The organism is Pseudomonas sivasensis, from assembly GCF_021391435.1.
Classification (GTDB): domain Bacteria; phylum Pseudomonadota; class Gammaproteobacteria; order Pseudomonadales; family Pseudomonadaceae; genus Aquipseudomonas; species Aquipseudomonas sivasensis.
In genome coordinates this window covers 335600-359483 of record NZ_CP090029.1, presented here as the reverse complement: position 1 = coordinate 359483, position 23884 = coordinate 335600, and the positions used below count along the sequence as shown (strand labels likewise).

The window sequence follows — 23884 nt, the reverse complement described above, 5'->3', positions numbered from 1 at the left end:
ACAAATCGGCAATTTGTGTAGGGCTTCAACGAAGCATGCGTCGGATCAGGCTATGATTGCCTCCCTCCAAGGACTCAGGATCAAGGACACGTCATGCGCATCGGTTTTCTGTCACCCCTGGCACTGGCCCTGCTGGCCGGTATTTCCCTGCCGGCCCAGGCTAGTTCCGACGATTCGTGCTACCCGGACTGGCGGGTGTCGCGTGACAGCCTCGATCCCTGCAACAACCTACCGTTTCTGAGCCCTGGCAATGACAGCCGGGCCAACCTGCGCCTATTGCTGGCCGACAAAAAGAACGCGGCGCTGACGCCCAACGCGCTGAGTGAAGATGATCTGTCCCAGGGCTTTGGCCCGGTGCCGTTTCCGGTGTATCGCCTGATACCCGCCTCAAGCGCAGAGACGCAGCCCGACTCCGACCAATCGCCCACCGCCGAGCTGGACACCTTGTTGACCGGTCTGGGGATCAAGCGCGAAGAGTACAAGACCGCTGGCGAAGCCTTCGTCGACGGCGAAGGCAGCCGCTGCCGCAGCAATGACGATGACAGCGCCACCGCGTTTATCAGCCAGGTCATCAACGCCGACATGCCGAGTACCGAGCGCACGACGCTGGTGAAGGCCCGCCTGCAATTGCTCACCACCTGCGATTGGGATGGCCAGGTGGTGACCGATCCCATCGAGTCAGCCCACGGCCTGCTCTTTCGCACCTACCTGCAAGCCGCCGCTGACTTCTACAGCGGCCGCTTCAGTGACGCCGAACGCGGATTCGCCGCCGCCAACCTGTCGACGATCCCTTGGCTAAAGGAAACCGCGCTGTACATGACCGCGCGCAACTCACTCAACCAGGCCCAAGCTGAGGCCTTCGATGAGTACGGCATGCCGCAGCTTGAGCATGTGGATAAGTCTGCACTGGGCCAGGCGGAAGCTGGGTTTCTGGGCTACCTGAACACTTATCCACAAGGTGTCTACGCGACGTCCGCCCACGGCCTGCTGCGCCGCGTGCACTGGCTGGCGGACGACAACGACAAACTGGCCGAAGACTTCGCCTGGCAGTTGACCCAAGCCACCGACGCCCAGCGCAATGTGTCGGTGGACGAACTGGTGGAAGAAGCCGACCTCAAGCTGCTGATGGTCAACAGCGCCAACCTCAAAGAGCCGCTGCTGCAAACCGTCACCGATCTGATGCTGATGCGCGCCAACACTCCGCCACGCCTGACCCGCGAAGCCCTCGCCCAGCAGAAAGCCACGTTTGCCAACACGCCAGCACTGTACGACTACCTGCAGGCGGCCTTTGCGCTGTACGTCGAGCATCAGCCCGACACCGCCTTGAAGCACCTACCCCAGGACATGCCGTCGAACCTGGATTATTTCGCCTTCAGCCAACAAACGCTGCGTGCATTGGCGCTTGAAGATAAAAAGGACTGGAAAAGCGCCGAAGCACTGTGGCTGAAACTGCTCGCCCAGGCCAAGTTGCCATTGCAACGTGACCAACTGGAACTGGCCCTGGCCATGAACTACGAACGCAGCGGCCAATTAGCCAAGGTGTTTGCCAGCGACTCGCCCATCAGTGCCAAGCAGGTGCGCTACATTCTGCTGCGCAACGTCGCCGGGCCTGAGTTACTGCGCCAGCAGATCGCCCAGGCCAGCGATCCGCTGGAGCGCCAGACCGCGCAATTCGTCCTGCTTTATAAAGACCTGCTGCGCGGCCAGTACGCCACCTTCGCCGAAGATCTCAAGCAACTGCCCGCCTCGCCCACTGAGGACAAATTGGGCACCAGCCTGGGTTACGTCTACAGCGGCAACCAGACCCTGAAGTTGTTCCAGTGGAGCGGTGACAAAGCCGAATCCGGCTACGCCTGCCCGAGCATCGCGCAAACCGCAGCGGCGTTGCAGGCTGACGCGAAAAACCCGCAAGCCCTGAACTGCTTCGGCGAGTTCATCCTGCGCAACAACTTGGACGGCATGCCCCTGGAACAGGCCCGCGCCGCCGGTAGCCTGGGCAGCACCGCGTCGGACTTCAAAGGAGAAACCTTCTCGCGCCTCGACGGTTACAAGCAGGTCATCGCCAATGCCAAGGCGCCGAAGAACGACAAGGCTTACGCGCTGTTCCGCGCCATCAACTGCTACGCGCCGGCCGGCTATAACAGCTGCGGCGGCCAGGACGTGGAACCGGCTGTGCGCAAAGCCTGGTTCCGCCAACTCAAGACCGGGTTTGGCGACACGCAGTGGGGCAAATCCCTGCAGTACTACTGGTGAAAAAGCTGTGGCTGGGCTTGCTGTTGCTGGCAAGCCCGGCCTTCGCCGCCGTCGACGCTCGCGACTATGACGCCTTCTGGCTGTGGAGCGGCGTCACGCCCCAGCCGGTACTCAAACAGGCGAAAACCCTGTACATCCTCCAGGGCCAGATCAACTCAACGCGCCGCGCGCCCCAACGCGGCGTGCAATTTATCGCCCAGGGCATCAGCGTGCCGCGCATCACTCAAGGTGAAGTCTGGGTGGTCTACCGCGCTCACACGCTGCATTGGCCGGAACGGGTCTACACCCAACTGCTCGGCCAGGTGCAACGCTGGCGCGACGCGGGCAACCCGGTGGTCGGCATCCAGATCGACTTTGACGCCCGCACCCAATACCTGCACGAATACGCCGACTTCCTGCGCGACCTGCGCCACCGCCTGCCCGCCGACCTGCGCCTGAGCATCACCGGCCTGATGGACTGGAGCAGCAACGCCGACCCGGCCGCCATCGCCCAACTCAAGGGCGTGGTGGATGAGGTGGTGGTGCAAACGTATCAAGGCCGCCACAGCATCCCGGATTACGCGGCGTATTTACCGCGTATGAATCGGTTGGGGCTGGCGTTCAAGATTGGTTTGATCCAGGGCGGGGCGTGGGAGGAGCCGGAGTATTTGAAGGGGAGTGAGTGGTTTCGGGGGTATGTGGTGTTTTTGCAGAACCTCTGATGAACGCTAGAAAAACATCAACAAATACGCGTGCATTTTGCATGCACGCGGCGACTGCTGGCCCTTCGCGAGCAAGCTCACGTCTACTAAGCGGTAAGGAACGCAGACGCTATTCCCAGCGCCCACAAACTCACGCCTATGACGATCCAAATTCCGTTGGCCCATGTAAAACGGCTGTTGGCTGTGCCTTTTGGATCATCCTCGAGGTGGTTCACCGCAAGCTGAATCTGCACCATCAGGGCAACCTGAACAATGGTGAAACAGACACCCACTTTTACTACCGTCAAAGGCGATACAAACCAGATGTAGGTATAGGGTAAAAAGGCGCAGCCTATCCAGCCCAGGGCGAAGCAACGAGGCCACCATCGATAGGACGCATCTTTCAAATCGAGCGCCTGCTTGATTTTCAGGACGAGCGAATAAGCAAAAAAAATTGAAAAAAATGCCCGAACCACAGGCAGCACTCTGGCACCGGTAGCGCTGCGATAGGCATCCCAGTGCTTATACAACCAGTAAAAGCCATAAAGGCCGTAGGACAACAGCATCATCACCAGCAGCTTGCGGTGGGCCACCACAAAAAAGGCAGCGGGCCGGGCCGCTGCGAGGGTGAGATCGGCTTGCGGCGGTGCGTAAGGGTTTTCAGCAATGGACATAGCGAGGGCTCTTTAAGGAATAGCCCGCCACAGTACTGCTCGCGTTCCCGATTTTTTGGCCCGCGCCAAAATAGAGAGCCTTCCTACTCTCGACTTCGTGAGTTCATCGGTTAACAGCTTGCAGCGGATACACCGACTCCCATCCTCCCCCCAACGCCTTGTACAACCCCACCATCGCCAACGACACGCCGGTCGAGCTTTCCACCCACTGCTCTTGCGTCGCCAGCAACGCGCTTTGCACGGTGAGGACATTGAGGAAATCTGCCACACCTTCCACGTACTGATGTTGCGCGGTGGTCAGGGCGATCTGGTTCTGACGCACGGCTTCGGCCAGGCTGTCGCGGCGCAGTTGGCTGGCGTTGTAGCGGGTCAGTTGGTCGTCGATTTCATGCCAGGCGCGCAGCACGGTTTGCTGATAGGCCAGCGCCGCTTCCTGTTGCTGGGCTTCGCGCAGATTCACCATGCCTTGCAGGCGCCCGCCGTTGAACAGCGGCAGGCTGAACTGTGGACCGAAGGCAAAGGCGCGTGAGCCCCAGGAGCCGAAATCCGACAGTTGCATGGCCTGTGAACCGAGGCTGCCGGACAGGGTGATACGCGGATAGAAATCGCCCTTGGCCACGCCGATGTTGGCGGTGGCGGCATGCAAGCGAGCTTCAGCCTGGCGGATATCCGGACGGCGTTCGGCAAGCTCCGACGGTAGGCCGATAGCAACTTGGCGCTGGGTCTGCGGTACCGCGGCGTCCTTGGACAACTGCGCGTGCAGGGCTTGGGGTGGCTCGCCCATCAGCAGGCTCAGGGCGTTGATCAACTGGTCCTGGCGTTGCTGCAAATCCGGCAGGCGCGCTTCGATGGCGGCGACTTGGGCGGCGGCTTCGGCCACGTCCAGGTCGGTGGCGACGCCATCAGCCAGGCGCAGTTGCGAGAGCTTGAGGCTATGGCGTGCGACGTCGAGGTTTTGCTCGGTCACCGCGCGGGTATTTTGCACGCCGCGCAGTTGGATGTAGTCCTGGGCGGTCTCGGCCAGCACCGAGAGCAGCACAGCACGACGGTCGTTTTCGGCGACTTGCAAGGTGGCATCGGCGGCTTCAGTTTCGCGTTTGACCCGGCCCCAGAAATCCAGCTCCCAGGAGGCGGAGAAACCCGAATCCCATTGGCTGAACGCCGCGCGGCCATTCTCGCCGGACGGGTCGTTCAAGCCTTTGCCACTGTTGCGTTTGCGCTGGTAAGCCCCCGTGGCATCAACCTTGGGGTAACGCTCGGCAGTGGTCACCTGGCGCACAGCGCGGCTTTGTTCCAGACGGCTGCTGGCCAGTTTCAAGTCGAGGTTATCGGTGAGGGCGCGGCGCGTCAGGGCCGAGAGTTGTGCATCGTGGAACACGTCCCACCAACGCTCCTGGAGCGGGTCGCTGACGGCGCGGCTGTCGGCTTGGCGGCCTTGGGGTGCGCTCCATTGCGTCACTTGAGCGTTCTGCGGGCGCTGAAAATCCGGGCCGACGGTGCATGCACTCAGGCTGATCAAACTGAGGGTGAGCCAGGCAACTCGTTTCATTGCTGGGCCACCTCAGACTGACGTGCGACCGGCTGAGTGTCGACGCTGGCCTCCACCGACATACCGACGCGCAGGCGCTCGGTCAGCGGCTGGTTGGGCTCCAGCACAATTTTGACCGGAATGCGCTGCACCACCTTGGTGAAGTTACCCGTGGCGTTGTCCGGTTTGACCGCGGCGAAGGTCACCCCAGTCGCGGGTGCGAGGCTCTCCAGATGGCCGTTGAGCAACTCGCCGTCGAGGCTGTCGACACGCACCTGAACGGCTTGGCCGGCTCGCATGTGAGAGAGTTGGGTCTCTTGAAAGTTAGCCACCACGTACGCCTGCGCCAACGGCACCACGGCGAGGATCTTGCTGCCCGGCGTCACATAGGCGCCGACCCGCACGGCGCGCTCGCCGACCATGCCATCCACCGGCGCAACGATGCGCGTGTAGGACAGCTGATAGCTGGCCATCTCCAACGCGGCCTGGGCACGCTTGAGCCCGCCTTCAGCCGCATCGCGCTGGGCGGTGAGAATCTCCACCTGCTTACGTTCGGCCGCCAGCACCGCCGTAGCATTGGCCAGGCGTGCGGTGGCCTGGTCGATGCGAGTCTTGGCTTGCTGGGCGTTTTGCACAGTACCGGCGCCCACACCAGCGAGGTGGTTGTAGCGGTTCAGTTCGTGCTCGGCGAACGCCATTTCGGCGCGATCCGCCGCGACGGTGGCTTGGGCTTGGGCGATCACCGAGCTTTGGCGTTCCAGGGTCGCGGTGGCGTTTTTCAGCTGGGCCTGGGCAACCAATGTGTCCGCATCAGCGGCCTGGGCGGCGGCGCGAAAATCACGGTCGTCGATCAGCGCCAGTAACTGTCCGGCCTTAACTCGCTGGTTGTCCTCCACCAGCACTTCCTTGATAAAACCTGCCACGCGCGGGGCGACCAGGGTGAAGTCTGCCGCAACAAACGCGTCGTTAGTGCTCTGATGCTTGCTGCCCAGCAAGCCTGGCGCGACCAGATAGAACAGCACACCGACGGCAAATACGGTGATGACGGAGACGGCAATTTTGTCTTTGCGTTTCATGGAAAGTCCTTGTGGCTAGGTCGGTGCGCGAGGCGGGAAGATCCGCGTGGGCATCCAGAAAATCAGCAGGATCAACGCCACGGCGACACCGCCCATGACGTAATAAAGATCCGAAGAAGTGAGCACCACCGCCTGCTCGTGCAGCCGATGGGCGAGGCCCGGCGCGTCTCCGTCGGCCAGGGGCGAATTGCCCAGGCGATCCACCAACATGGTCGAGTGAAAGTGCAGGCGCTGGGTGGTCAGCGCGTCCAGCACGCCGGTGGCGACCACGGCGGCCAGGCCTTTGACGGTGTTGAACCAGGCCGAAGCGAACGGGCCGTCCTGTGGCTGAATGCTGCCGGTGGACAGCATCAACAGCGGTAACACAGCCATGGGCTGCCCAAAGATTTGCAGCAAGTACAGGCCGTAAAAATCGTCGCGGATCCACGCCGAAGTGAGGTGCGCGCTGCCGATGCAGCACAGCACCAACATGCTCAAGCCGATCCCCAGCACCCAGCGGCAATCGACCCAGCGCAGGTTACACAGCGCGGCCACCAGCGGCAGCGCGATCAACTGCGGCAACGCCATCAGCAGCATCACTGGCGCGGTTTGCAGCGGTCGATAGCCTTGGACTTGGGCGAGGAAACTCGACGGGATGATGATCACTGAGGTCAGCACCATCAGCACGCCCGCCAGCACGATCAAAGCAAACGAGAGGTTACGCAGGCCGAGCATCTGCAACTTGAAAAACGGCATCGGGTGCGACCATTCATTGAGCATAAACAGCACCAGCAGCAGCGTGCCGCCACTCAGCAAAAAGGTGATCAGGCCCGACTCGAACCAGTCCAGCCGATTGCCTTGCAGGATGCCGATCACCAGCATGCAGATCGCCGGGAAGCCCAGCAGCAGACCGCGCCAATTGAACTGCTTGAAGCGCTCCAAGCGCAGCGGGTCTTGGGGCAAGCCATAGGCCACGGCCGCCATCGCCAGCAGGCATGGCGCGACGATCTGCCAGAACGCCCACTGCCAGCCGACGTATTCGGTCCACAGCGCCGCCAGTGGTGTGCCAAGGCTCGGGCCGAAGGTAGCGGTGAGCGCGTAGCCGGCCAGGCCATACAGTTTGACGTTGGCCGGCAGGAAGCGCAGCGCCACGGTCATTAGCATTGGCGGCAACGCGCCACCGGCCAGGCCTTGCACGGTGCGTAGCAGCAATAGGCTTTCGTAGTTCGGCGCGAAGGGGCACAGGATCCCGAGTACGGTGAACAGGGCTATGGCGCACAGGGTGAAGCGGCGCAGGGAGAACGTCACCGAGCACCAGGGGGCAAAGGCCATGGCCGCGACCGAGGTGGCGGTGTAGGCCGCGACGAGCCAGGTGCCTTCGTCAAAACCGATGTAAAGCGCACCACGGATATCGGCGAGGGCCACCTTAGTGACCATCTCGTTGAGACCGGACACCAGCACCGCCAACAACACGCCGACCAGGCCGATGATGATTCGCGGGCCGAATACGGGCGGGGTGATGGCGGTGGATTTGGCTGCGGCCGCGAGGGTGGGGGCAGCGAGGGAAGTCATGAACGGGTAACTCAGGATTAGAAATACCCGAGCAGTTTAATCAGGCACACACATGACAAAAAGTTACATGTTGGCAGGGTATAAGTGCGTCAGACGCAATCCTGAATCCACCACAGATCTCTCGTGGGAGGGGGCTTGCCCCGATTGCCGTGTGGCAGGCTCAGATTCTCTGTCTGATCCACCGCGATCGGGGGCAAGCGCCCTCTCACATTTGCCCTGTGTACGCTTGATGTTCAGGTCGGCTGGGCTTCCAGCCACGTGGCGTGGCAGCTCTCGCGCATGGTTTCGCGCAGCCATTTGTGAGCGGGGTCTTTATCGAAGCGAGGGTGCCAGGATTGGGCCAGGACCAGGGTCGGCAAAGAGATCGGCAGCGGGAAGGCGCGCAGGGGCAGCTTCAGGCGATTAGCGCTGTAGAGCGCCTCCTTGGGCACCGGCAGGATCAAGTCGGAGTCAGGCAGCATGAACATCGCACCGTGAAACCCTGGGGCGATCATCGCCACACGGCGCTCCAAACCCTGGGCATTCAGCGCGGTATCGATCGGCCCCCGGGCGATGCCGCGTCGCGAGATGCTGATGTGGGAATAACTGGCGAAACGTGCGGCGGTGATCTCCTCGTCGAATAACGGGTGATCCTGCCGCGCCAGGCCGACGAAGGTGGTGGAGAACAGGTTCTGCACCTTGACCTCGGGGCTTGCCGGCTGGGTGTTGCTCACGCGCAAATCCAAGCGTCCTTCGCGCAACGCTTCGTCGTCGGTGTCGCCTTCTGGCACGAAACACAGCTCACACAGCGGTGCCATACGCTCCATGGTGTCGAAGAGACGACCGCCATACACGCCAATAAAAAAGTCATTAGCGCGCACGCTGAAGCGGCGGCGCAGGGTGGTCAGGTCCACTTGATCCGCCGACCGAAACAGCAGCGCCGCCTGTTCCACCACGGTGCGCACCTGACCTTGCAGTTGCAGGGCCTTGGGCGTTGGCACCAGGCCCCGACCGGCCCGCACCAGAATCGGGTCGCCCACCGCTTCGCGGATACGCGTGAGGGTACGGCTCATGGCTGCTGGACTGAGGTTCATCCGCCGGGCGGCGCCGACCACACTGCCCTCGTCGAGCAAGGCGTCGAGGGCGACCAGCAGGTTCATGTCCGGTAGTTGCATGCCAAGCACTCGTGATCAGAAGGGAGTGAACTGGGCGCAATCGTAGCAGGCTTTACAGGTATCGCTTGAGGTTGCGTGGCAGATAGTCGGCGTAGGTTCGTTTGGGATTGGCCTGGCATTTGCGCACGATGTCCGGCAGAGCGCTTTCAAGCTCGTCGGCCTTGGACAGGCCTTCGTTGTAGTCGCTTTTACCGCTTAACGCCGGGAACATCACTGCCACACGGGTAATGGCAAAGCTCTTCATGGCGATCAGTGGCCGGGAGGGATGATCGCGCCGGAACTGGCTGACTTCCTCGTTCAACGCGCTGCAGGATTGATAGGTGGTTTGCGTAAAGGTCAGTCGCGTACTTTCTTCACTCGTCGGTACGGGCGAGAAAATCATGTCGTTCTGAGCATCGATTACCTCTGGCCGATCGGCATTCACCGTCCAGGGTTTGAAGCGCCATTTTGAGGCTGCAGCCACGGCCGCCTCACCGAACTCCGGCTTGGTGGCGCTGAGTGCTTTGACGTCACTGACGGTGCCGTCGCTGTGAATGTTCAGGCTGATGCGCGCATGCCCTTGGGTGTTAGTCAGGTTGCCAGGGTAGACCGGCTTGGGCATCGATACCGTTTCGGGTATGAACTCGGCCAACGCAGAGGTCGACAGCAACAAGGCCGCAGCCAAGACAAAAAAACGCATCGTCGTAAATCCTTTTACCAAGCCTATCCGACGCCGGAGCAGCGTCGAATTCGGCCGGCATTATCAGGTTCACGTCGGACAAAGAGCAATCATTCCTGTTTAGCGCTGCATGCCCCAACGCTTCACGGTGAGCCGCTCGAAGGTGTCAAACACGAGGTTTTCCACCAGTAGGCCGATCAGGATCACCACCGCTAACCCGGCAAACACCTTGTCGGTATACAGCTCATTGCGGTTCTGGAAGATGTACCAACCCAGCCCGCCCTTGCCGCTGGTGGCGCCGAACACCAACTCGGCGGCGATCAGCGTGCGCCAGGCAAACGCCCAGCCGATTTTCAGGCCGGCGAGGATCGACGGCAGTGCAGCCGGGATCAGGATAAACAGCACAAAGCGCATGCCCTTCAGACCATAGTTGCGACCCGCCATGCGCAGCGTCTCGGACACACCGAGGAACCCCGAATAGGTGTTGAGCGCCAGCGCCCACAACACCGAATGCACCAGCACGAAAATCAGGCTGTTCTGGCCCAGGCCGAACCACAGCAGCGCCAGCGGCAGCAACGCAATGGCCGGCAGTGGATTGAACATCGAGGTCAGGGTGCTCAGCAGGTCGCGGCCCAATTGGGTCGACACGGCCAAGGTGGTCAGCGCAAAGGCCAGTACTATGCCGATCAGGTAACCCTTGATCAGCACCACCAGCGAGATACTCACCTTGCTCAGCAGTTCACCGCTGAGCAGGCCGTCGGACAGCGCATTAAAAGTCTGCAGAAAGCTCGGCAGCAGCAGGTCGTTGTTCTGATAGCGCGCCACGACTTCCCAGAGGATCGCAAGCACGATCAGGATCAGGCCCTTGCGCAGCCAGCCTTGTTGCCAAAGGCGTTGGCGCAGGGGCAACTCGCGCTCCACGGGGACACTGAGCAGCGGTTCGAGGGTGACTTCATATTCCTGGCGCATGGGTTGCCCCCTTAGTAAGCGATGCGGATGTCGGCAAAACCCAACTCGGGTTCCGCTGCGCTGGTTTCATCGAACAACAAGCGATGAATACGCCGCGCCGACGCCTGGAAGTCCACACCGCCCAAGCTGTGCAGGTCGTATTGATGGCTGTGGATTTCTGCACGTACGCGCCCCGGATGGGGGGACAGCAACAGAATGCGATTGCCCACCACGAGTGCTTCTTCGATGGAGTGGGTGACGAACAACAAGGTGAAGCGCACCTCCTCCCAGAGCAGCAGCAATTCTTCCTGCATCTTGCGCCGGGTCAGGGCATCGAGGGCGGCGAAGGGTTCGTCCATCAGCAGGATTTTCGGCTGCATGGCCAGCGCGCGCGCGATGGCCACACGGGCTTTCATGCCGCCGGAAAGCGTGTGGGGGTAAGCGTCGGCGAAGGCACTCAGGCCCACCTTGTCCAGGTAGTGCAGCGCGCGTTCTTCGGCCTCACGGCGCTTGAGGGTCTTGGACGCCAACAGTGGGAACATCACGTTCTGTTTGACGGTTTTCCACGGTGGCAGTTGGTCGAATTCCTGGAACACCACAATGCGGTCCGGGCCGGGTTGTTCGACCTTTTGCCCCAGCAAACGAATCTCGCCTTCGCACGGTTTGATAAACCCGGCGATGGACTTGAGCAACGTGGATTTGCCGCAGCCCGAAGGGCCCAGCAGCACGTAACGGTCAGCCGGATCGATCTCGAAACTGACTTGGTGCGTGGCCCGTACCACGCGCTCGGGAGTACGGTATTCGAGGCTGACGCTATCCACCGCCAGCAGCGGCTCGGCGGTGTGCAGGTTGCTGGCCGTGTGGCCTTGCAAGGGCGCGTTCATCTCAGCTTCCTTGCAGGGGCTTGGCGTCCTGGAAGAAGTAGTCCTTCCACGATTCAGGCTTGTTTTTGATGGCGCCGACGCGGTAGAGGAATTCCGCCAGCGGGTAGGTGTTTTTCGGCGTGACGCTGAACTCGAACTGCGGGTTGTCGATGATCTTGAGCAGCTCGGCGCGGTCGATCTTGGCCTTGGTCACGCGGATGTAAGTGTCGGCTGCGGCGCCCTTATCGTTCTGGGCGAATTGTGCGGCTTCGGTCAACGCGTCCACAAAGGCCTTGTAGGTTTTCGGGTTGTCGTTGCGAAATTTTTCGGTGGCGAACAACACCGTCGGTGAGTTCGGCCCCAGCAGCTCATAGGTGTTCAGCACCACATGCACATTGGGGTTGGCCAGGGCCTGGTCCTGGAATGGCGGGTTGGAAAAGTGCCCGGTCAGTTCAGTACCGCCTGCGATCAATGCGGCGGTGGCGTCAGGGTGCGGGACGGCGACGGTGTACTTGTCGAGGCGATTGAATTCCTTATCACCCCACTGCTTGGCAGCGGCGTATTGCAGGAAGCGCGACTGTACCGAAACGCCCACCGCAGGCACGGCGATACGGTCCTGGTCGGTGAAGTCGGCAATGGTCTTGACCTTGGGATTGTTGCTGACCAGGTAGTACGGGAAGTTACCCAGGGACGCTACGGCCTTGACGTTCTGCTTACCGTGGGTGCGATCCCAGATGGTCAGCAGTGGACCGACACCGGCACCGGCGATATCGATGGAGCCGGACAGCAGCGCATCGTTGACTGCCGCGCCACCGGAAAGTTGGGTCCAGTCGACCTTGATGTCGATGCCTTCCTGCTTGCCGTATTTCTCGATGAGGTTCTGGTCGCGCACCACGTTGAGCAGCAGGTAGACGATGCCGAATTGTTCGGCGATGCGGATCTCGCCTTCGGCCTGGGCCGCTGCTGGAGCGACGAGGCTGCCCGCCAACAGACTGATACCCAATCCAACTGTGGCGGCCAATCGTGCAAATGGAATATTCCTGGACATGGTCATGCTCCGAATCAGAAAGGCGCGTCGCCCTGGATGGTGGTGCGAAACAGCTTGCGGCGCAGATGGCTCGGGCAACCGGCGGCCAAGTGGATCAGCGAACGGTTGTCCCAGAACACCAGGTCGTGGGGCTGCCATTGGTGGCGATAGATGTTGTGCGGCAGCACGCTGTGGGCGTACAGCTGAGCCAGCAGATCGCGGCTTTCGTCTTCCGGCAGGCCGACGATGCGGGTGGTGAACCCTTCACTGACGAACAACGCTTTGCGGCCGTTTTCCGGGTGGGTGCGCACAATCGGGTGTACCACTTCTGCGACTTGCGCCAACTGCTCGGGAGTAAGCGTGGGGCGCCAATTGCCTTCGAACTTGGTCTCGCTGTAGCGCGCGGTGTAGGAATGGGCGGCGCTGCGGCCTTCGACAGCTTTGCGCAGGTGCTCGGGCAGTTGGTCCCAGGCTTTGTGCATGTCGGCGAACAAAGTGTCGCCCCCTTCAGAGGGCAACTCCTGCGCATGGAGCATCGAGCCAAGGCTCGGCAGTTCTTTATAGGACAGGTCCGAATGCCAGAATTTACCCGCGTCGCCCAGGCCGATGGATTGGCCGTTTTCGATAATGTTGGAAACGATCAGGATTTCCGGGTGGTTGGCCAGCAGAAACTGTTTGAGTACGTGGATCTGCAGCACGCCAAAACGGCGACTGAAGGCAATCTGTTGTTCGGGGGTGATGCGCTGGTCGCGAAAGACCACCACATGGTGATCCAGGTGCGCGCGATGAATACGCGCGAAATCCTGGTCATTGACTGGCCGGGACAGGTCCAGACCGATAATCTCCGCACCGACGCTGCCGGGCAGCGGGCGAACCTCGAAATCCTGGGCGGAAAAGATCGCTGTTGGAACAGTAGAGGTGGCAGACATGAGTTCACTCCCGGTCAGACAGGAGAGTGACTTTATAGGTATAAGAACGGCATTTTAAATACCGTTAATGAATATCGATATGCGGGAATGTCGCAACATGGCAGCAGCGTGTAAGACCCCGGAAAGCTCGGATGTGGGCCGCCGGAGCCCCGCGTTGAAACGCTTACAAGCCGAAACCGTGGCCGTTTGACAAGCTTATTGGCAGCCACTAGTGTGCATTGGATCCAATTAGCCACCACTCTTTGAATAAGGAGGATAGCGTAGCCGTGACGCAGAAGCCGAACCCTTTGAACAGCATCAAGATCAGCGGTCCTATTCCCGCCCATCTCGCTCGCTCCGTGATTGAAGAAACATTGCGCAATGCCATCCTCGATGGCCGGTTGCCCTGCGGTACCGCCATGCGCCAGCAGGAGCTCGCCAGCCTGTTCGGGGTCAGCCGCATGCCGGTGCGTGAAGCCTTGCGCCAGTTAGAGGCGCAGTCACTGCTGCATGTGGTCACCCACAAGGGCGCCGTCGTGGCACCGTTGATCGAAGACAACTCAGCTGAGACCTATGAGCTGCGACTGTTGCTGGAGTCTGAAGCGCTACGCTTGTCGATTCCCTTGCTGACCGAAGCAGATCTGGCCGATGCAGAGAATTTCATTTGTGCCCTCGAACAGGAAAAGGACTACACCGAGATCGGTCGTCTCAACCGCCTGTTTCACATGACCCTTTACAGCAAGGCGCCTAACCAACGGCTACTCAAATTGGTAGAGCACGGGTTAAATGAGGAAGAGCGCTTCCTGCGTTTCAACCTAGAAGCGATGGGGCTGGGTGAGACATCCCAGGAAGATCACCGTGAACTGCTAAACCTTGTGGCGCAGAGGAAAACCGACGAAAGCATCCTGACACTGCGTAATCACTTGATGCGCGGAATGGAAGTGATCACAGCCTATCTCAACAGCCCGAATACCACTGTAAAAAACACCCCATAACAAAGCGCCAGGTCTCTCGTCTTGACGCTCAAGAGCTGCGGGGCTTCCTACCTGATCAGGTAGCACACCCCGCGCCGAAGAAACTTCTCACTCTTATAATGCAAGTTGCCGACAGCTAATATTATTTAGCAAAACATCTAATGCATTCATATGCTTACCAACTTGTTTAACCCGCTTATTATCCACCGCCACTAAACCAGACACTTAACTCGACGGCGCAGCCCCAATCGCGCGAGCGTTTGTGCGCGCCAAGTCTGGCTTATATCTCTTTATCTCCTTGCCACTCACAACAACCCAATACTGCTTAAACAGCAGACGCAACAACTCATAGGCATCAACCATGTACCCACCATTACTTGAAAAAAGAAAACTGAAGTTGTGCAACCATCCGTTATTTCTGGAAATAACCTCACTGCAAAAATTACAACTATTCATGGAGCACCATGTGTTTGCAGTTTGGGACTTCATGACACTCACCAAACGCCTGCAACAGGACCTGACATGCACTCGCCTGCCTTGGCTGCCACCGGCCGACCCGAACGCTGCACGCCTGATCAATGAGATAGTGCTGGGCGAAGAGTCAGACTCACACCCCAGGCAAGGCTATTGCAGCCACTTCGAGTTGTACTTGGAAGCCATGGTCGAAGTCGGCGCCAGCACCTCGTCGATAAACCGTTTCATTGCACTGCAACACCAAGGCGTTGATGCAAATACTGCCCTGAGCATGTCGAACGCTCCTGCTGGTGCTGCACGCTTCGTCAGCGACACATTGCACATGGCACTGAACGCACCCACCCATTGTGTAGCCGCCGTATTCCTTCATGGCCGTGAGTGTGTCGTCCCACGCATGTTCGAACGCATCCTTCAGACTGATACGTTTATCCATCGCCAAGCACCCACCTTGCGCGGCTACTTCGAGCGCCACATTGAGTTAGACGCTGAGCATCATGGGCCGGCAGCTGAGCAGTTGCTCGAACGCTTGCTGGCAGTGGCTCCGAGTTACCCGCAACAAGCCGACGAAGCAGCCCTCGCCGCCGTAGAAAGCCGTATCACGTTCTGGGACGAGGTGCGGGCCGCGCTGCAAGAGGTGCGCCCATGAATACCGCGGGCTACACCCCCATCGCCGACGACTGGGAACGCCGCGCGACCATCCGTACACGCCCTCGCCGCTTGCTGGAAAACGATGACAATCTGATCTATCCGATGTGCCGCCAACCCTTGGTACTCAGCAAGACCTTTGTTGAACACTGCGCACAATGGCGCGACTTCGTGCTGGTGCAAAGCTTCTACAAATTCATCAACGACGTGGTCATTTTTGAAACCGAAATCGTCGAAAAAACTGCGCGCAATATTGCCAAGAATCGCTTCTCGCTACCCTTCCCCCTAGCCTGTCGCGTTGATGCGATGACGGTGGTGGTGGATGAGGACTACCACGCCCTGGTAGCGCTGGATTTCCTGCAACAGACAGTGGAAATGACCGGCATACAACCGCTCGACCTGCCGGAGCATATCGAACTGAGCCGTGCGCTGCCGGCGGCACAGGCGCAGGCCCCCGCTCATTTGAGCGATGCTGTGGAACTGATTGGCGTGGCTATCGCCGAAAACACCGTAACCCACGATGTCGCAGCGTTCTCTAAGGACAGCAGTGTCAAAGCTTCCGTTCGTGGCTTGATGGCCGACCACCTGTTTGACGAAGGCCGCCACGCGCAGTTCTGGACCCGGCTGGTGCGTATTTACTGGCAAACCGCGAGCCCGGACGACCGTGACAGCATCGCTCAGGTACTGCCCACATTCCTGGCGCATTACCTGACCAACGACCTGCAGAAAAACTTCGACCTGCAACTGATCGAGCACCTCGACATCAGCGACCGCGTACGCGGGAAGCTGCGCGATGAAGTCGCAGCGCTGGCGTTTCCCATCACCCGCCAGCACCCATTGATGGGCAATATCATGGGTTTCCTGCAACACAGCGGCTTGCTGCAAACGCCAAGTGTGGCGCAGGCGCTGAACGACTACCTGCCGGTGTCGCCATGAGGTGCCTGACAATCGGCTGGCTCGGAACAAGCAAGGCACTTGGCGCCATCAGGCCCGTATTGGAGCAATACGGGCATGTGTCGGGCGATAAGAACATCGACTTGTGGATTGAAGACGGTAGCCTGCCGTTGCCGGATGACGTGGGCAAAGCCTCCTGTATAAGTCTGCGCCTTGGGGTCGGTCCGGTAACCGATTGCGGGTTGCCCCTGTTGCAATTGCGCGCCTATGACCGTGAGCGACGTTTGTCTGCCGTGCTGGACATCGCCGAAGAACCCAGTGGTAACGGCCAGCGACTGCGTCGGCAGGTCACAGACACAGTGGTGGACTGGGTCGCGCTGCTCGTCAGTGGTTTTTCACGTGATCCCGGGGCTCTCTCTACGAGCGCGATTGCCACTGACTGGCCCGAGCAGAGCTTGCGGGGGCTGGAGACGCTGGCCTTTATGCACCGATTCAATCGTACGGCAGACCCCAACCTGATCCAGAAAGCCCAGGTGCCTGTGATCGAACAGCTCCAGTCCAGCCTTTATGCCTTCGCTGACCGGACGGCTCTGAATATCGCCGGGCACACGGTGACCTACCGCGAGTTGCACCTTCAAGCCATAGCAATCCAGCAACGATTACAGCCCTTGCTGGACGCTGTTGAAACACCGTGGATAGTTGGCGTGTGCATGGAAAAGTCCATCGAACTGTACGCCAGCATTCTTGCGCTGCTCGGCTGTGGCGCGGTGTACCTGCCACTGGAATCTGAGCAGCCTCTTAAACGGCATCAGACCATGCTCGAAAGCGCCGGGGCTCAAGTGTTGCTGGATACCGGCCAGCACCCGTTACGGGCGCATTTCACTTCACTCGATGTCAGCACCGTTGAGCCACACACCCTCAAATTTGCTCATCCGTTGATGCACAATCGGCCCTGCTCGGATATGCCGTGCATGGTGCTCTATACCTCTGGCAGCACGGGCCAGCCCAAGGGGGTGCTCCTCAGTCAAGGTAACCTGGCGCACTTCACTGCTTGGCTTGGGTCCTGCATGAAGCCAGATGAATGGAGCCGCGTTCTACAGTTTTCGCCCCTGGGTTTCGACTCGTCATTGATCGACATTTTCCCTGCGCTGATTGCAGGTGCGCAGTTGATCGTGCCCAGTGAAGAGCAACGACGCGACCCTGAGCAACTGGTGGAACTGCTCCGTCGACAGTGCGTTACCCATGCCTTCCTACCGCCCGCGCTGCTCAATATCCTGCCGCTGGATCAACCCTTGGGTGTGACGCACCTGCTCACCGGTGGCGATGCCTGCGAACCCCATGTCGTCGAGCGACTGGCAGCGCAGTGTCAGCTTCACAACCTCTATGGCCCCACCGAAACCACAGTGCTGATTACGCACCGGACGCTCGCACCCGATGACAACAATCGCAACGTTGGCCACCCCATCGCCAATAGCCAGGTGCTGATACTCGATGACGATCTGCAACCTGTGGATGAACAGGTGATGGGCGAGTTGTACATCGTCGGCCCCGGATTAAGTCTGGGCTATGTGAATGCGCCGCATCAGGCTGACAGCCCATTCGTCGAACTGCTGATGCCGAGCGGCCAACCGCTGCGGGCCTACCGCAGCGGCGACTTGGCACAGTGGACGGCCCAAGGGATTGTGCTGGGTGGGCGTCGCGACGATCAGGTGAAGATCCGCGGCTTCCGGGTCGAGCCCCGAGAGATTGAACAATGCCTGCGCAAGAGCCGGCTGTATCGCGAACTGGCGGTAGTGATCGACCATGAAAGCAGGATCTGCGTCTTTGTCGCCCAGCCCGCACCCGGCGCCACGCTGGTGGCCCTACAGCAGCATGCGCGCCAACGGTTACCGGGCTATATGCAACCCGGTTTCTGGGTGGAGCTGCCAGGCATGCCGTACACCAACAACGGCAAGGTCGACCGGAAGACGCTGCTGACGCTCCCCTTCCAACCGATTTTCAGCGCTGCGCACCGGGCTCCACACACACCGCTTCAAGCACGATTGAGCGAGGTGTGGAGCGAGCTGCTGGGTGTGCCCAGCCATCAGTTGTCCATCGACGAAAGCTTCTTCGCGTTGGGCGGCCATTCAATTTTGCTGTCGACTCTCTTGCTGCGTGTTCGCGAGCAATTTGGGCGTAGTTTCGCGTTGAGCCACTTCATTGAAGTTCCGACGATTCGTACGCTCGCAACGCTGATGGAGGACGGAGAACCACCCGACGCATCCTCTGGCCAGGCAGTCTTGGATGCCCAACGGGATTGGGTGATCACTCCCTTGCATAGGAATTGCGCTGGTGATCCGCACAAGGTGATTGTGACGGGGGCCAACAGTTTCGTCGGCGTCCATATTGTCGAAGCATTGCTGGCCTCTGGTGTAACCGAGGTGGCATGCCTGGTACGTGAGATGCCGGGGAAGCCTGCAATGGCACGCTTTACCCAGTCGCTGCGCGAATACCACCTGGAACACCTGGACTTGAGCCGGGTACGGGTACTCGCCGCCGACATCAGCCTGCCGCGATTGGGTTTGACCTGCGAGGTGTATGACACGCTCGCCGCAGACTTTGGCGTGCTGGTGCATAACGCGGCGCAGGTCAACCACGTGATGGACTACGCGTCACTGGCCAGAGACAACGTTGAACCCATATTCGAATGCCTGCGCCTGTGCGAGACCCGCTGCAAGAAGGTCTTCAACTTTGTCTCAACGTTGTCGGCGTCCAGCAGCATCGACCCGCAAGGGTATGTGCTAGAAGCACCGGCTGCGACCACCCTGCCGCTGTATATCCGCAATGGCTACAACCTATCCAAGTGGGCAGCCGAGCGAGTGTTGGGGCGTGCGGTCGCGCAAGGTGCCTGGGTAAATATCCATCGCCCTGGAAATATCAGCTTCAACAGTCGCAACGGTGTCTGCCAGCCGCAGAAGAATCGCCTGATGCTGATGCTTAAGGGGTCTCTGCAGTTGGGAATGTTGCCTCGGCTAGATCTGAATTTCGACCTAATGCCCGTGGACTTCCTGGCTCGATTCATTGCTTACCACTGCACGCGCTTTGAAGCGGACAGAAGCGTATTCAACCTGCACAACCCACAGCCATTGAGCTGGGATCACTACCTGGATGCGTTCAGCCGGGCGGGCCATCGGTTCGAACGGGTGAGTACTGCGCGTTGGCAGCAGGCGCTGCGAACAGCGGGCCAGGACAATGCGTTGTTTGGCGTAATCGGGTTTTACCTGGATCGACTGGATGAAGACATTGGCGACACGTTGATGATCCGTCATGACAACGCACAACACGGCGTCCAGCAGATGGGCGAGCAGTACCCCGAAAAGAACGCGGTGCTGCTGAGTAGAGGCTGCAATTACCTTAAGACCATCGGCTTTCTCTGAACCGCTTCAGGACAACTTCATGAAACCGCTGCAACCCGATACGTTAATTCATAACCCAAACGGCCGGCCGATCGTGGCCTCTGTGGTGATCGACTGCCATGCCACCCGCCTATGGAACACGGTGGGACGGTTTGCAGGCTTCGATACCTTCATACCGGCCCTGACGCATATCGAAATGACCGGCACCGGTGTGGGCGCCTTACGCACGAAATTTTTCCGCGATGGCAACCGAGTTGTGGAACAGCTAAATAGCTGGGATGAGCACGCGATGCACATGACCTGGACCACGATCTACAACACCCTGGGCGTGGCCAGGCTGTGGGCGGCAATCAAAGTAGACGCTCTTGGAGAGCACTGCTCCAGGGTAACCTGGACCATCATTGCCGAGCCCTTAGACGCAGCACAGGTGGGATTTGAGCAGTTTGTGCAGGGGTTCGCCGATGGCGCCCTGGAGAATGTTCGCCGCTTGCTGGGTAAGCGATAGGAGCGAGATCGCTCGCTCCTACACACTCAGCAGATCAAATTTTGAAGCTATCGACCAACTGCTTCAACCGATTGGCCTGTTGAGACAGCGCATCGCAGTCTTTCAGGGTTTCGTTGAGGTTGGTCACACCTTGCTGGTTCAGCAGGTTGATCTGGTTGATGTCGACGTTGAGGGTTTCCACCACGGCAGTCTGTTCCTCAGTAGCGGCGGCCACGGACTGGTTCATGCCGTCGATCTCGACGATTCGCTGCGTTACGCTGACCAGGCGCTCACCGGCCTGGTTGGCCACCTGAACGCTTTCTTCGCTGGAGGTCTGGCTGGCATTCATGGTGGTCACCGCCTCACGCGAGCCCACTTGCAGCGAAGTGATCATCTTATGAATCTCTTCAGCCGACTCCTGGGTACGGTGAGCCAGGTTACGCACCTCATCGGCGACCACGGCGAACCCGCGTCCGGCTTCACCAGCACGTGCTGCTTCGATTGCCGCGTTCAATGCCAGCAAGTTGGTTTGCTGGGAGATGCCTTTGATCACATCAAGGATGTGGCCGATGTTGTCGGTGCTGGCGTTCAGCGTTTCGATCTGGGTGCAGGACAGGCTGATCTTTTGCGACAGTTCCGACATTGCCAGGATGGTTTGCTCAACCACTTTGCGCCCATCGTCGGCCTGCTCGCTGGCACCACTGGCGTGCTGTGAGGCGTCAGCGGCGTTACGGGCGATTTCCTGAGTAGCGGCGCCCAGCTCGTTGATTGCTGCGGCGACGCTGTTGGTACGTGCGCTCTGCTCGTCAGAGCCTATGATCGAAGCGTTGGATGACGCCATCACACGCTGGGACAGGTCATGCACCTGGCGCGTTGCTGAAGACACTTCGGAGATCGAGGCGTGGATACGTTCTACGAACCGGTTGAACGCACTGCCCACTTCACCGAACTCGTCTTTGCTAGTAACCGTCAAACGGCGGGTCAGGTCACCCTCACCCTGGGCGATGTCCTGCATAGCAATGCCCATGGTGGTCAGAGGGCGCAGCAATACTTGAATAAGCAGGCTCAAGAGCACGGCAATCGCGACGACAGCGATCAGCATGGCGATCAACGCGGACGTGCGGAATTTGCCCAGCGGTGCATAGGCTTTGTCTTTATCGATCGACAGACCGATATACCAATCAGCACCGGGCAAACCGCTGATAGGCGTGAACGACAGGATGCGGTCCTGACCTTTGAGGACGACCTCCTGGTTAACTTTCTCAATCCGGACGCTGGTACCTGGATAGATGTCCTTGAGGTTTTTCATCACTTGGTCTTCGTCAGGGCTGACGATGACTTGGCCGTCGCCGCTGACCAGGAACGCATGGCCGATACCGCCGAAGTCCACCGAGTTGATGATCTTCACCAGGGTTTGCAGGCTCAGGTCACCGCCGACCACACCGAGCAACTCGCCGTTCTTTTTCACCGGCATGGCGATCGTTACGATCTGCCCACCCACTGCGGCCATATAGGGCGGCGTCAGCATGGGCTTATCGGCAGCCACCGCTTGCTTGTACCAGGGACGCTGGCGAGGGTCGTAGCCGTCAGGCATCTTTGCGTCGGGACGCTGGGTGAACACGCCGTTGGTTTGACCAACGTAGGTGAACTGGAAGTTCGAGGTGAACGCCGGTTGATCGACCAACCCCGGGAGGTCAGCCGCACTGCCTTGGTGGGCAACGTTTTGCGTCAGACTTTCGAGCACCAATATCCGACCGCTGAGCCAGTTCTGCACACTGCTGGCGGTGAGCTCACCCGACTGCTGGATAGACGACTCCAGGTTCTGCTTGATGGTGCTGCGCTGCAGGTAGTCGTTGTAAAGAGTAAATAACGCGAAGGCTAGAACCACGACGCCTGACGCGGCCAACAAAATTTTATGACTGAACTTGAGATTCATTTCATCGACTTCTTTTTGCCAAAGGGGGGGTGAGCGGGCCGAATGGAGCATTCAATGTACGGTCTAGGCAGCGTCTCGGGCCGCTCTATTTCGGTGCACACATGGCTTATCAGGCTTTCGGCCACACCGAAGTAAAACTTAGTGATTTGTGGGAAAGATCTTCTTTTTAGGTAGGAAACCGACAAAAGGTTGTCGTACAAGGAGCGAAGTAAAAAATTTTTCCGCCTGCCAAGCACTGAGACACATTGACATCTGTGACGTCTGGACGAGCTCGTCTACAGGCCTCTTTCTGAATACACCTCGCGTGAAGATAGCGTTGTGCAGACGCTTTACTGCACCCACCACAACTGGCTTAACACGTGGCTGCGCGGCCGTATGGCCAATGTCGCAGATGCAGCAGAACTGCCTCAAAACGCCTTCATGCGACTGCTGTTGGGAATCGAACGTTTTGAACTCAAGGCGCTACGGGCATTGTTGCGCACAAGTGCACGAGGGGTGGTCGTTGATCACTGGCGCCGCGAGGAGCTCGAACGAGCCTATATCGAGTCAATCGCCCATCTGTCCGAAGCGCTGAGGCGCGGGCGTTGGTATTGGAGTTACTGGAGGACATCGCCCGGCTTTTGGAAGGGTTAAAACCCGAGGTGCGTAAGGTATTTCTGATGGTTCAGTGTGATTGGCTAACGTACAAGCTGATCACAAAACAGATGGGTATATCACTGAGGTCAGTTGAGCGTTATGTCGCCGAGGCGCTTTACTACTGCTCCGTCCTGCGTTACGGCGCCAATGAATAACACCACACGCTCCGGGCCAGACTCGAGGGTGGTCAAGCAGGCCATCAGTTGGATGCTGCGCTTACGTCACAACCCCGCCAATACACGGCTGCGCCTGCAATGTGAGCAATGGCGCGAAGATCATCATGATCACGAACTGGCCTGGCAACGGGTACTGGCGCTACAACAGGAGCTCAATAGCCATCTGACCGTGATCCCCGGGGTACATAAAACACTGGAAAACAGTACACAAGGTCTGGGACGGCGGCAGGCACTGAAGTTATTGGCCGGCGCACTGCTGGTGGGCTCAACAGTATGGCTAAGCCGGGACCTGACCGGTTTGCAGCGCTGGACTTCTGACCTAGCAACAGCCCCCGGCGAGCGCCGCAGCATGCAATTGCCCGATGGCACTCGCCTGCAACTCAACACAGACAGCGCGGTAGACCTGGACTTCAATGCGCAGCAGCGTCTGATCACATTGGTGCGTGGGGAAATACTGGTGACCTGCAGTGCTGCTTCCTCTGTCCCATTGTTGGTTCAAGCTCAACACGGCTTGCTGGAAGGCATCGAAGGGCGTTTTACAGTTCGTCAGTACAGTGACTGCACGCGCTTGAATGTGGTCAGCGGTACTGTAGCGATTCACTCACCGCACAGGCCGGATGGACTTTCGACGCGCGTTCACGCAGGTGAGAGTTACATCGTGCGTCAGACCGAAGCCATGCTTGCTCCGCCGCCAGATATGGACGTTGCTGCTTGGTCAGATGGGCTGCTCCTGACCCGAAATATGCGGTTGATCGACTTCCTTGCAGAAGTTGGGCGTTATCGCCCTGGTTATCTGGGCTGCTCAATGGATATTGCAGATCTACGGCTGTCGGGTGCATTCCGACTGGAGGACACCGATAAGTTGCTAGCGATACTGCCACGCATACTGCCGGTACACGTGCGCTATCGCACGCGTTGGTGGGTGAGCCTGGAGCGAAGGGTGTAATTTT

Annotated in this window: 19 protein-coding genes and 1 pseudogene; 9 read left to right on the top strand and 11 right to left on the bottom strand. The window is 59.3% G+C overall.

Annotated elements, in window-relative coordinates; all coding sequences use genetic code 11:
- The first annotated feature begins 93 nt into the window (after positions 1-93).
- Both LRO94_RS01610 and LRO94_RS01605 read left to right on the top strand, forming a co-directional pair.
- Positions 94-2253, top strand: a complete 2160-nt coding sequence (locus tag LRO94_RS01610; protein ID WP_179179693.1) for an outer membrane assembly lipoprotein YfiO — start codon at positions 94-96, stop codon at positions 2251-2253.
- The gene (locus tag LRO94_RS01605; protein WP_095186335.1) at positions 2250-2954 is read left to right on the top strand and encodes a DUF3142 domain-containing protein; all 705 of its coding nucleotides are present in this window, start codon (positions 2250-2252) and stop codon (positions 2952-2954) included. Before LRO94_RS01610 ends, LRO94_RS01605 begins: the two co-directional genes overlap by 4 nt.
- Positions 2955-3040: 86 nt before the next feature.
- On the opposite strand, the gene LRO94_RS01600 is transcribed toward LRO94_RS01605, so the two are convergent.
- The 10 genes from LRO94_RS01600 to LRO94_RS01555 all read right to left on the bottom strand — a co-directional run bounded on the left by LRO94_RS01600 (position 3041) and on the right by LRO94_RS01555 (position 13341).
- Positions 3041-3607, bottom strand: coding sequence for a hypothetical protein (locus LRO94_RS01600; protein ID WP_179179694.1), 567 nt, complete (start codon positions 3605-3607; stop codon positions 3041-3043).
- Positions 3608-3710: 103 nt separating this feature from the next.
- Entirely contained in the window at positions 3711-5156 is a 1446-nt protein-coding gene (locus tag LRO94_RS01595; RefSeq protein WP_179179695.1) for an efflux transporter outer membrane subunit, read from the bottom strand.
- Positions 5153-6211 carry an HlyD family secretion protein gene (locus LRO94_RS01590; protein WP_032884821.1) on the bottom strand — a complete coding sequence of 353 codons (1059 nt, stop codon included), beginning with the start codon at positions 6209-6211 and terminating at the stop codon, positions 5153-5155. Before LRO94_RS01590 ends, LRO94_RS01595 begins: the two co-directional genes overlap by 4 nt.
- A 15-nt stretch (positions 6212-6226) precedes the next feature.
- Positions 6227-7762 carry an MFS transporter gene (locus tag LRO94_RS01585; protein ID WP_179179696.1) on the bottom strand — a complete coding sequence of 512 codons (1536 nt, stop codon included), beginning with the start codon at positions 7760-7762 and terminating at the stop codon, positions 6227-6229.
- Positions 7763-7995: 233 nt separating this feature from the next.
- On the bottom strand, positions 7996-8916 hold the full coding sequence (locus tag LRO94_RS01580; protein ID WP_095186340.1) for a LysR family transcriptional regulator: 921 nt from the start codon (positions 8914-8916) through the stop codon (positions 7996-7998).
- 52 nt (positions 8917-8968) lie between these two features.
- The gene (locus LRO94_RS01575; RefSeq protein ID WP_099602097.1) at positions 8969-9595 is read right to left on the bottom strand and encodes an energy transducer TonB; all 627 of its coding nucleotides are present in this window, start codon (positions 9593-9595) and stop codon (positions 8969-8971) included.
- Positions 9596-9694: 99 nt separating this feature from the next.
- Positions 9695-10543, bottom strand: a complete 849-nt coding sequence (locus LRO94_RS01570) for an ABC transporter permease (RefSeq protein ID WP_032884815.1) — start codon at positions 10541-10543, stop codon at positions 9695-9697.
- Positions 10544-10554: 11 nt separating this feature from the next.
- Positions 10555-11406, bottom strand: coding sequence for an ABC transporter ATP-binding protein (locus LRO94_RS01565; protein ID WP_032884813.1), 852 nt, complete (start codon positions 11404-11406; stop codon positions 10555-10557).
- 1 nt (position 11407) lies between these two features.
- Entirely contained in the window at positions 11408-12433 is a 1026-nt protein-coding gene (locus LRO94_RS01560; RefSeq protein WP_032884811.1) for an ABC transporter substrate-binding protein, read from the bottom strand.
- 14 nt (positions 12434-12447) lie between these two features.
- Positions 12448-13341 (bottom strand): TauD/TfdA dioxygenase family protein, encoded by an 894-nt coding sequence (locus LRO94_RS01555; protein WP_032884809.1) that lies wholly within the window; start codon positions 13339-13341, stop codon positions 12448-12450.
- 266 nt (positions 13342-13607) lie between these two features.
- On the opposite strand from LRO94_RS01555, the gene LRO94_RS01550 reads away from it, so the two are divergent.
- The 5 genes from LRO94_RS01550 to LRO94_RS01530 all read left to right on the top strand — a co-directional run bounded on the left by LRO94_RS01550 (position 13608) and on the right by LRO94_RS01530 (position 20207).
- On the top strand, positions 13608-14315 hold the full coding sequence (locus LRO94_RS01550) for a GntR family transcriptional regulator (protein ID WP_032884807.1): 708 nt from the start codon (positions 13608-13610) through the stop codon (positions 14313-14315).
- Positions 14316-14655: 340 nt separating this feature from the next.
- A complete protein-coding gene (locus LRO94_RS01545; RefSeq protein WP_032884805.1) occupies positions 14656-15414 on the top strand; it encodes a DUF3050 domain-containing protein in 759 nt (252 codons plus the stop codon).
- The gene (locus LRO94_RS01540; RefSeq protein WP_032884804.1) at positions 15411-16349 is read left to right on the top strand and encodes a diiron oxygenase; all 939 of its coding nucleotides are present in this window, start codon (positions 15411-15413) and stop codon (positions 16347-16349) included. The genes LRO94_RS01545 and LRO94_RS01540 overlap by 4 nt, the downstream gene beginning before the upstream one ends.
- Positions 16346-19723: an amino acid adenylation domain-containing protein gene (locus tag LRO94_RS01535; RefSeq protein WP_179179697.1), complete on the top strand. Its 3378-nt coding sequence runs from the start codon at positions 16346-16348 to the stop codon at positions 19721-19723. Before LRO94_RS01540 ends, LRO94_RS01535 begins: the two co-directional genes overlap by 4 nt.
- A 19-nt stretch (positions 19724-19742) precedes the next feature.
- On the top strand, positions 19743-20207 hold the full coding sequence (locus tag LRO94_RS01530; protein WP_032884798.1) for an SRPBCC family protein: 465 nt from the start codon (positions 19743-19745) through the stop codon (positions 20205-20207).
- A 34-nt stretch (positions 20208-20241) separates the two neighbouring features.
- Here the strand turns inward: LRO94_RS01530 and LRO94_RS01525 are convergent, their stop codons facing one another.
- On the bottom strand, positions 20242-22122 hold the full coding sequence (locus LRO94_RS01525) for a methyl-accepting chemotaxis protein (RefSeq protein ID WP_032884796.1): 1881 nt from the start codon (positions 22120-22122) through the stop codon (positions 20242-20244).
- A 375-nt stretch (positions 22123-22497) separates the two neighbouring features.
- Here LRO94_RS01525 and LRO94_RS01520 point away from each other — a divergent pair.
- Positions 22498-22913, top strand: a pseudogene (locus tag LRO94_RS01520) (sigma-70 family RNA polymerase sigma factor).
- Positions 22906-23880: a FecR domain-containing protein gene (locus LRO94_RS01515; RefSeq protein ID WP_179179698.1), complete on the top strand. Its 975-nt coding sequence runs from the start codon at positions 22906-22908 to the stop codon at positions 23878-23880. The pseudogene LRO94_RS01520 and the gene LRO94_RS01515 overlap by 8 nt, the downstream one beginning before the upstream one ends.
- Positions 23881-23884 lie beyond the last annotated feature (4 nt).